This window comes from Rhizobium alarense, from assembly GCF_021555155.1.
Taxonomy (GTDB): Bacteria; Pseudomonadota; Alphaproteobacteria; order Rhizobiales; family Rhizobiaceae; genus Rhizobium_D; species Rhizobium_D alarense.
In genome coordinates, this window is the sequence record NZ_JAKGBU010000114.1 from 3953 (window position 1) to 13591 (window position 9639).

Below are 9639 nucleotides of genomic sequence, written 5' to 3' on the forward strand. Positions count from 1 at the left end.
ACGACCGGGAAAACGTTTGCGGTACTGTTTAGGGTACTGTTTGGGGCAGTGGATAGGTATGCGTGCAACTTGCTGAACCGCCGGCAAAGTCGCCGATATTGGCCCTCAGAAAGTCGGACAAACCGTCGACTGTCTTGACGTCCGGAAATCCACTTCGCCGCACGATGTCGAGATTCGCATGTTCGACTGCCAGCCATCCGCAAAGTACCCGCACGACATCGCGCCTGGTTCGGCACTGTTCAAAATCTCCGCGATCGGCTGCAAATCTGAAGCGAGCAACAACAAGCGCACGATACAATGCGGTCGGTCCTGCCCCTCTTTCGACGCGACCTTGCGAGACCGTCAGACCGGGAACGCGCCACTTGTCGGCGGTGACGGACAGGCCTGCCCGAACCAGTTCCGCGTTGTAATCCCCGATGGTCCAAGGACGGCCTTCTGCTCGCGGCGTCTCGACGATCCGGCGAAACACTTGCGCAGGCTCTTCCGAAGGGCCGGAACGGTCATCCGGAGCGAAGCTGGCCGAGAGAACGGCACCTGGCACAGTTTCGGCGACCGATCGTGTGCGAAACCGCATGTCGTAGACCCGCTTGCCCTCAGGCGTTACGACCACGAAGTCGATCCCCTTCATCTCCCACGTAAGATGCGGCCACGCTGCAGGAGGGATCTCGGATTGAGCCTCCAGCGGAGACCCTACCCTGCCCAGGGCGTGCAATTCGGCGAACGGCCAGAGGTCTCTCGTGCTTCGCACGTCGAGGACGGCGAGCGCCTCTGCAAATTCGATCTCCTCGCCGGCCTCGAGGCGGCGCCGAAGTTCTTCGCGGTCCTTCTGTTGCCCGTTCTCGCAAACCACCGGAGCCACCCTTTCAATCATGATCAACATTCGCGGCAGGGCGAGCACACCGTCCGGCAGCTCGACGCTCGCTCCCACCAGGATCAACAACAACAACGGAAAGACCAAGTTCGAATTGGCTGCACACACCAACTGCGACCGCGCCCACATTGACCCGCGGGGGGCGTTCGGCGCTCAGAAGGACCCACGAATCGGCCATCCGTAGCGCGACTCTCTGAACCCGATACAGACTTCCATTTCGTTGAGGTGCTTTCGTCATCATCATATCCTTCCACTCCCGCTGAGAGGCCCGAGCCGCTCAACCAGCAAGGCTAGGCCGGCACCTCTGCGGCGTGTCTCGGCGTCTGTCGCCTCCGACGCCATACCGGCGTCAATCCGCTCCACTGCCTCGCTGTACGCCCGCAACCCAAGGGTGCGCAGGTCAGCATCCCATCGATGTTCTGCGCGCAGCCGTGCAGCTTGCGCACGGCTTGGCGATCCTCCGCCGGGCGGCCGCCGCACGCTGCTTCTCAAGAGCCCTTGCACCATTTCGGTTCGGCTCTGACGGGTCCCATCTCGCTCGGGCGCCTCGCACGGCGGATCGGCACTTGGACACGCCCTTCCACTATCTCCGTACCTATCTATTCGGTTATTTCTATCGGTTTGTGTGACGTTTTGGTCACGTTGAACGTGACGTTTTCGGCACACTGAACGTGACGTTCTGGTCACGTTTGCGGGCGCATCCGCGCCACGCATTTTGGCGTTCCATTCGGCCAATATCTCGCGAAAGCGGTGCCACTGGGGGCGGTAGGATGCGCGGTGCGATCCGCCGCCATGACTGACCTTTTCGAAAAGCCCGAACTCGCCGCACAGTCGAGCGGTAGCCTTGACCACGCGCGTTCGATCAATGTCCAGCAGACGCCCCAAGCGCTCGCCGCCGGGGTCGCACTGACCAGTCTTGCGGTTGTAATGATCGAGGATTGCGGCCGCGACACGGCGCTCGTTGGCCGACAGTCCGGCAACGACGCCTATCGCCACAAAGGCGTTATGAACTTCCTGATTGATCAGTCCGACCACATCAATCGGCCCTTACCCGCGCTTCAGTCGGGCGAGCCGGATCGCTTCCACCGCATCGACATTGCCGAGGCCGTAAGCTTTCTTGATGTAGGGGATTATGGGGCGCGGGCAATCGTCGAGATGCTCCGTCAGCCAGGTAACGGCCCACTCCAAACGTGAGACACCGCTGCATGAGGCGAGCTGTTTTTCCTCGATATTCTGTTGTGTCTCATATTGGCCAAGCGCCCCGGAAATGCGGGAAAGCCGTGGGTCGTCATCGCCCACCATTTTCCTGAGTTTTCTCAAGTGACTAAGCGAATTTCGCGCTGCTGCTGCATGGCAGCGCAACCCGGCAGGTGTGCGGGCATCGCATAGGCAGATGTTGAGGCGCGGCTCAACTTCCCGATAGAGTACCGTCCGCGCCGCTGTGGTTCCGAACGACACCAGCAAAGCTTCCGGCCGATTCAATCATGATGGCGGGACTGTTTGTGCCGCAATTTTTCCTTCGTTCTTGCAGGACAGCTTGACGGGGCCGCATGCGGCGCGGCCGGCCGGTCACTCCCGCGGATGGGACGGCGCGAATTCGGCGACCAGTTCGTGGCGGTCGCCGGGATAGGTGAGCCGCACATGGGTGATATAGGTGCCGCCGCTCCAGGTGCGGCGCTCGATCACGAGACATGCGGTGCCTTCCGCGATCCTCAGCCGCTCCGCCACCCGCGTTTCGGCGCCGACCGCGCGGATGCGGTGCTCGGCGGCGCTCCAGGGCACGCGGCTGATCAGCCAGGCACCGGGTGCGACCGCGTCGAAGGCTTCGTCCGCCGCCTCCGGCACGGCGGCAAGGTTGATGAGACGTTCCTCCAGGCAGAAGGGCTGCGCGCCGGCGAAATGGAGGACGGTGATCTCGGCGACCCGGCCGGTTCCGGCAAGCTCAAGCAGCTTGCGGTCGGCCGCCCGCGCCGCGCGGTCGGTGCGCGCGAGCTTCTCGAAGCGGTACGGCAGGCCGAGCGTTTCGACCTCGAGGCGGATGTCCTGGATCTCGAGCACGGCGGACTGGGCATGCGGATGGGTGACGAAGCTGCCGGACTTGCGCCGCCGCTCGATCAGGCCGCGCTTGACGAGCTCGGTGATCGCCTTGTTCACCGTCATGCGCGAGCAGCCGTACTGCTCGGTCAGTTCGTGTTCGAAGGGAATGCGGTGGCCCGGCGGCCATTCGCCGGAGAGGATCCGTCCCTCGACCTCGTCCAGGATGCGCCGATGCAGCGAGGGTTCGCGCGCCCGCCCGTCCGGTTCGTCCTCTGCGGTGGACATCGCCTTCCTCCCCTGCCCGGCCCGGCCGGTCCGTCATGGCCGGCGCCGCCCTCCCGTCTTAGGAAAGCAGGACCGGCCTTTCAATCCCGCCTCAGGCCGCGGCCAGCTCGGCCATGGCCGCGGCGAACCGCCGGCCGGTCTCGGCGCGCCTGACGTGACGGCCGTGCTCGACCTGCTTGCGCCCCTGCACCCAGACGCAGTCGACGGCCGCGCCATTCGCGAAGATCCACGAATCGAGCAGCTGGTCGCCGGCCGGCTCCAGGCCGTGCCGCGGCGCCACGCTGACGAAATCCGCCGGCAGGCCGACCGCAAGGCCCGTCGCCGCGCCGAGGGCCGCCGCACCGCCGGTGAGCGCGCCGTCGAAGAGCGCCCTGCCCGTCGAGCCGCCGGCCGGCGCCAGCACGTTGCGGGCGCGCAGCGCGAGGCGCTGCGAATATTCGAGCTGGCGCAATTCGTCCGGCAGGCCGATCAGCACGTTCGAATCGGAACCGACGCCGAAGCGGCCGCCATGCGCCACGAAGTCCGGCGCCGGAAAAGTTCCGTCGCCGAGATTGGCCTCGGTCACCGGGCAGAGCCCGGCAATCGCGCCGGACGCCGCCATGGCGCGCGTTTCCGCTTCCGTCATGTGGGTCGCGTGGATCAGGCACCAGCGGCCGTCGACCGGCTGGTTGTCGAGCAGCCATTCGACCGGGCGCCGGCCCGACCAGGCGATGCAGTCCTCCACCTCCTTCACCTGCTCGGCGATGTGGATGTGGACCGGCCCCGCGCCGGCCATGCCGACCACGGCGGACAGTTCCCCGGGCGTCACGGCGCGCAGGCTGTGCGGCGCGACGCCGGTGACGCCGCCCGGCAGGTCCGCGGTCAGCGCGCGGCAGCGTTCGAGCAGGGCCTGATAGCGGTCCGCGTCGTTGATGAAACGGCGCTGACCTTCGCCGGGCGCTGCGCCGCCGAAGGTGGAATGGGCATAGAAGACCGGCAGCAGCGTCAGGCCGATGCCGGTCTGCGCGGCGGCCGCGGCGATGCGTGCGGCCATCTCCGCGACGTCGCCATAGGGCCGGCCGTCCCGGTCGTGGTGCAGGTAGTGGAACTCGCCGACGCGGGTGAAGCCCGCCTCCAGCATCTCGACATAAAGCTGGGCGGCGACCGCTTCGGCCTGGTCGGGCGTCATCGCGAGCGCGAAGCGATACATGACGGTGCGCCAGCTCCAGAACGAATCGCTGCCCGGCCCGCGCATCTCGGCGAGTCCCGCCATGCCGCGCTGGAAGGCGTGGCTGTGCAGGTTCGGCATGCCGGGCACGACATGGCCGTGCCGTTCGTCGCCGGCCGCGGCGGCCGCACCCGTCTCGACCGCCGCGATGCGGCCGCCCGCGAGACTCAGCCGCACGTCCTTCGCCCAGCCTTCCGGCAGCAGGGCCTCCCTTGCATGAATGACGGTCACCGGCCTCTCCTTCGCGTCTGCGCATGCAGCTTCAAAAAATGCGCTTGCGCCTGTTTCATTATGTATATACATTATCGAGCAATCAGGGAAGAGAAAAACGATGTCCGAAGCGAAAACCGAAGCGAAGGGATCAGGAGCGAAAACCGAAGCGCGCGTCTGGCGCAATGCGCGGCTCGCGACCTTCGACCCGTCGCTGGACGGCATGGGCATCGTCGAGAAGGGCGCCATCGCGGTCAGCGGCGGCCGCATCGCCTTTGCCGGACCGGAGGCCGATCTTCCCTCCGCCTTTTCCCGCGCCGAGACCGTCGACTGCGACGGGCGCTGGATCACGCCGGGCCTCGTCGACTGCCACACCCATCTCGTTCACGCCGGCAACCGGGCCCATGAATTCGAGCTCCGCCTTGCCGGCGCCTCCTATGAGGAGATCGCGCGGGCGGGCGGCGGCATCGTCTCCTCTGTCAAGGCGCTGCGCGCGGCGAGCGAGGACGATCTCGTCCGCGAGACGCTGCCGAGGCTCGACGCGCTGATCGCCGAGGGCGTCACGACGGTCGAGATCAAGTCGGGCTACGGCCTCGACACGGAGAACGAGCTGAAGGCGCTGCGCGCCGCCCGGCGCATTGCCGGCCTGCGGGACGTGGCGGTCCGCACCACCTTCCTCGGCGCCCATGCGCTGCCGCCGGAAATGAACGGCGACAAGGCCGCCTATATCGACAAGGTCGTCGGCGAGATGCTGCCGGCCGTCGCAGCCGAGGGGCTTGCCGACGCGGTCGACGGTTTCTGCGAGGGCATCGCCTTCTCGCCGGAGGAGATGGCGAAGGTCTTCGACGCCGCGAAACGCCACGGCCTGCCCGTCAAGCTGCATGCGGACCAGCTCTCGAACCTTCACGGCGCAGCGCTTGCCGCCGCCCACGGCGCGCTCTCGGCCGACCACCTCGAATATACCGACGAAGCCGGCGCGCAAGCGATGGCGAAGGCCGGCACGGTCGCCGTCATCCTGCCCGGCGCCTACTATTTCATCCGCGAGACGAAGAAGCCGCCGGTCGAGCTCTTCCGCAGGCACGGTGTGGCGATGGCGGTGGCCACCGATGCCAATCCCGGCACCTCGCCGCTCACCTCGCTGCTGCTGACGATGAACATGGCCGCGACCCTCTTCGGCATGACCGTCGAGGAATGCCTTGCCGGCACGACGCGGGAGGCGGCGCGTGCGCTCGGCCTCGTCGACGAGGTGGGAACGCTGGAGCCCGGCAAATGGGCCGATTTCGTCCTCTGGGACATCGGTCGGCCGGCGGAACTGGTCTATCGCATGGGCTTCAATCCCGTGCACGCCCGCATCCGCCGCGGACACTAGGGAAAAGCGCAGCCCGACGGCTGCAACGGGGAACTGAACATGACGATCATCCTTCATCCGGGCGCCGTACCGCTCGCAACACTCGAATCCATCTACCGGACGAGGGCCGCCGCCCGCCTCGCTCCGTCCTTCGATGCCGGCATTGCCAGGGCGGCGGCGCGGATCGCCGAGATCGCCGGCGGCGATGCGCCGGTCTACGGCATCAACACGGGCTTCGGAAAGCTCGCCTCGATCAAGATCGCGCCGGCCGACGTCGCGACGCTGCAGCGCAACCTCATCCTGTCGCACTGCTGCGGCATCGGCAAACCGCTGTCCGAAGAGATCGTGCGCCTCGTCATGGCGTTGAAGCTGATCTCGCTCGGCCGCGGCGCCTCGGGGGTGCGCCTGGAGATCGTCAGGCTGATCGAGGCGATGCTGGAGAAAGACGTGATCCCGGTGATCCCCGAACAGGGATCCGTCGGCGCGTCGGGCGACCTCGCGCCGCTCGCCCATATGGCGGCGGCGATGATCGGCGAAGGCGAGGTTTTCCATGCCGGCGAGCGGCTTGCCGCCGGTGCGGCGCTGGCGAAGGCGGGCCTCGAGCCCGTCGTGCTCGCCGCGAAGGAGGGACTGGCGCTCATCAACGGCACGCAGGTCTCGACCGCACTCGCGCTCGCCGGCCTGTTCCGGGCGCATCGCGCGGCCCAGGCGGCGCTCGTCACCGGCGCGCTTTCCACCGACGCCGCGATGGGCTCCTCCGCCCCCTTCCATGCCGACATCCATGCGCTGCGCGGCCACCGGGGCCAGATCGACGCCGCCGCCAGCCTGCGCGCCCTGCTTGCCGGCTCGGTCATCCGCGAAAGCCACATCACCGGCGACGAACGCGTACAGGATCCCTATTGCATCCGCTGCCAGCCGCAGGTCGACGGCGCCTGCCTCGACCTCCTGCGTTCCGCCGCCCGCACGCTCGAAATCGAAGCCAATGCGGTCACTGACAACCCGCTGGTGCTCTCCGACGACACGGTGGTCTCCGGCGGCAATTTCCATGCCGAGCCGGTCGCCTTCGCCGCCGACCAGATCGCCATCGCCGTCTGCGAGATCGGCGCCATCGCCCAGCGCCGCATCGCGCTGCTCGTCGACCCGGCGCTCTCCTACGGCCTGCCGGCGTTCCTTGCGAAGAAGCCGGGGCTGAATTCCGGCCTGATGATCGCCGAGGTCACCTCCGCCGCGCTGATGAGCGAAAACAAGCAGATGGCGCATCCCGCCTCCGTCGATTCGACGCCGACCTCCGCCAACCAGGAAGACCACGTCTCGATGGCCTGCCACGGCGCGCGCCGCCTGCTGCGCATGACCGAAAACCTCGCCGGCATCGTCGGCATCGAGGCCCTGACGGCGGCGCAGGGCGTCGATTTTCGTGCGCCGCTCGTTACCAGCCCTGAACTCGTCAAGGTCATCGCCGCCGTCCGCGCCGTCGTGCCGACGCTGGAGGAGGACCGCTACATGGCGCCCGACCTCGAAGCGGCGAGCCGGCTTGTGTCCTCGGGGGCACTCGGCGCGGCCGTGTCGACGGGCATTCTTCCGGTGCTGGAGGGTTGAGGATGCGACAACTGCGAACGGGGCACCCCCTCCCCTTCGAACTCCACCGCGGCACCTCGCCCGTCATCCTCGGCCTGCCGCATACCGGCACCGACGTTCCGGCCGACATATGGGACCGGCTCAACGACAACGGCCGCCTGCTCGCCGACACGGACTGGCACATCCACCGGCTCTACGCAGGCCTGCTGCCGGAGGTGACGACGGTGCGCGCCACCGTCCACCGCTACGTCATCGACGCCAACCGCGATCCGGCCGGCGTCAGCCTCTATCCGGGCCAGAACACCACCGGCCTCGTGCCGGAAACGGATTTCGACGGCAGGGCGATCTGGAAGGACGGCGCAGGACCGACCGAGGCGGATATCGCCGACCGGCTCGCGCGCTTCCATGCCCCCTATCACGCGGCCCTCGCCGCCGAGGTCGAGCGCGTGAGGGCGGTGCACGGCGTGGCGATCCTCTACGACTGCCACTCGATCCGCTCGCACATCCCCTTCCTCTTCGAGGGCAAGCTGCCGGATTTCAACATCGGCACCGACATGGGTCGCACCTGCGCGCCGGAAATCGAACGGGCGACCGTCGAAATCTGTGCCGCGGCAACGGGTTACGACCATGTGCTGAATGGCCGATTCAAGGGCGGCTGGACGACGCGGCACTACGGCAAACCCGAGGCCGGCGTGCACGCCATCCAGATGGAACTCGCCCAGTCGACCCATCTTTCCACCGAGACACCGCCCTTCGCCTACGACACCGCGAAGGCCGAGAGACTGCGCATTCACCTGAAAACCCTTCTTGAACGCCTCGAGGTCATCGCCTCGACGCCTGCTCGCTGATCCGGGAGAGACGCCATGACCATCAACCCCCGCCACAATATCCGCGATGTCCGCAGCCCCCGCGGCACGGAGCTTTCCGCCAAGAGCTGGATGACCGAGGCGCCGCTCCGCATGCTGATGAACAACCTCGACCCGGATGTCGCGGAAAACCCGCACGAACTCGTCGTCTATGGCGGCATCGGCCGCGCCGCCCGCACCTGGGCCGATTTCGACCGGATCGTCGCGTCGCTGCGCGATCTCGAGGAAAACGAGACGCTGCTCGTGCAGTCCGGCAAGCCGGTCGGCATCTTCCGCACCCACAAGGACGCGCCGCGCGTGCTGATCGCCAATTCCAACCTGGTGCCGCACTGGGCCACCTGGGACCATTTCAACGAGCTGGATAAGAAGGGCCTTGCCATGTACGGCCAGATGACGGCCGGCTCGTGGATCTATATCGGCAGCCAGGGCATCGTCCAGGGCACCTACGAAACCTTTGTCGAGGCCGGCCGCCAGCATTACGGCGGCAGCCTCAAGGGCAAGTGGGTGCTGACCGGCGGCCTCGGCGGCATGGGCGGCGCCCAGCCGCTCGCCGCCGTCATGGCCGGCGCCTCGTGCCTTGCCGTCGAATGCAACCCGGACTCGATCGATTTCCGGCTGCGTACCCGCTACATCGACGAGAAGGCCGAGACGCTCGACGAGGCGCTGGCGATGATCGACCGCTGGACGAAGGCGGGCGAGGCTAGGTCCGTCGGCCTGCTCGGCAACGCCGCCGAAATCCTGCCCGAGATGGTCCGCCGCGGCATCCGCCCCGACATGGTCACCGACCAGACATCCGCCCATGACCCGATCAACGGCTACCTGCCGAAGGGCTGGACGATGGCCGAATGGAAGGCCAAACGCGAAAGCGACCCGAAGGCCGTCGAAAAGGCCGCCCGCGCCTCGATGCGCGAGCATGTCGAGGCGATGATCGCCTTCCAGGACATGGGCATCCCGACCTTCGACTACGGCAACAACATCCGCCAGGTCGCCAAGGAGGAGGGCCTCGAAAACGCCTTCGCCTTCCCGGGCTTCGTGCCGGCCTATATCCGCCCGCTGTTCTGCCGCGGCATCGGCCCGTTCCGCTGGGCCGCCCTTTCCGGCGATCCGGAGGACATCTACAAGACCGACGCCAAGGTGAAGGAACTGACGCCCGGCAACACCCATCTGCACAACTGGCTCGACATGGCGAAGGAGCGCATCTCCTTCCAGGGCCTGCCGGCGCGCATCTGCTGGGTCGGCC

The 9639-nt window shown here is 67.1% G+C and carries 8 protein-coding genes; 5 read left to right on the plus strand and 3 right to left on the minus strand.

What is annotated here, in order from left to right; translation table 11 throughout:
- Positions 1 to 28 precede the first annotated feature (28 nt).
- Positions 29 to 946: a hypothetical protein gene (locus tag LXM94_RS23665; RefSeq protein ID WP_235774008.1), complete on the minus strand. Its 918-nt coding sequence runs from the start codon at positions 944 to 946 to the stop codon at positions 29 to 31.
- Between the two features lie 717 nt (positions 947 to 1663).
- Here LXM94_RS23665 and LXM94_RS23670 point away from each other — a divergent pair.
- The gene (locus LXM94_RS23670) at positions 1664 to 2065 is read left to right on the plus strand and encodes a hypothetical protein (RefSeq protein ID WP_235774009.1); all 402 of its coding nucleotides are present in this window, start codon (positions 1664 to 1666) and stop codon (positions 2063 to 2065) included.
- Between the two features lie 375 nt (positions 2066 to 2440).
- Here LXM94_RS23670 and hutC read toward each other — a convergent pair whose 3' ends face one another.
- A complete protein-coding gene (hutC, locus tag LXM94_RS23675) occupies positions 2441 to 3193 on the minus strand; it encodes a histidine utilization repressor (protein WP_235774011.1) in 753 nt (250 codons plus the stop codon).
- A gap of 91 nt (positions 3194 to 3284) precedes the next feature.
- Positions 3285 to 4631: a formimidoylglutamate deiminase gene (locus tag LXM94_RS23680; RefSeq protein ID WP_235774013.1), complete on the minus strand. Its 1347-nt coding sequence runs from the start codon at positions 4629 to 4631 to the stop codon at positions 3285 to 3287.
- A gap of 100 nt (positions 4632 to 4731) precedes the next feature.
- Between LXM94_RS23680 and hutI the strand changes: the two genes are divergently transcribed.
- The 4 genes from hutI to hutU form a co-directional block, all read left to right on the plus strand.
- Positions 4732 to 5979, plus strand: coding sequence for an imidazolonepropionase (gene hutI, locus LXM94_RS23685; protein WP_235774015.1), 1248 nt, complete (start codon positions 4732 to 4734; stop codon positions 5977 to 5979).
- Positions 5980 to 6018: 39 nt separating this feature from the next.
- Positions 6019 to 7554, plus strand: a complete 1536-nt coding sequence (hutH, locus tag LXM94_RS23690) for a histidine ammonia-lyase (protein ID WP_235774017.1) — start codon at positions 6019 to 6021, stop codon at positions 7552 to 7554.
- Between the two features lie 2 nt (positions 7555 to 7556).
- Complete coding sequence (gene hutG / locus LXM94_RS23695) at positions 7557 to 8381, plus strand: N-formylglutamate deformylase (protein WP_235774019.1); 825 nt, start codon at positions 7557 to 7559, stop codon at positions 8379 to 8381.
- 15 nt (positions 8382 to 8396) lie between these two features.
- Positions 8397 to 9639, plus strand: a 1243-nt coding sequence (gene hutU / locus LXM94_RS23700) for a urocanate hydratase (protein ID WP_235774021.1), incomplete at its 3' end; no start/stop codon positions are given.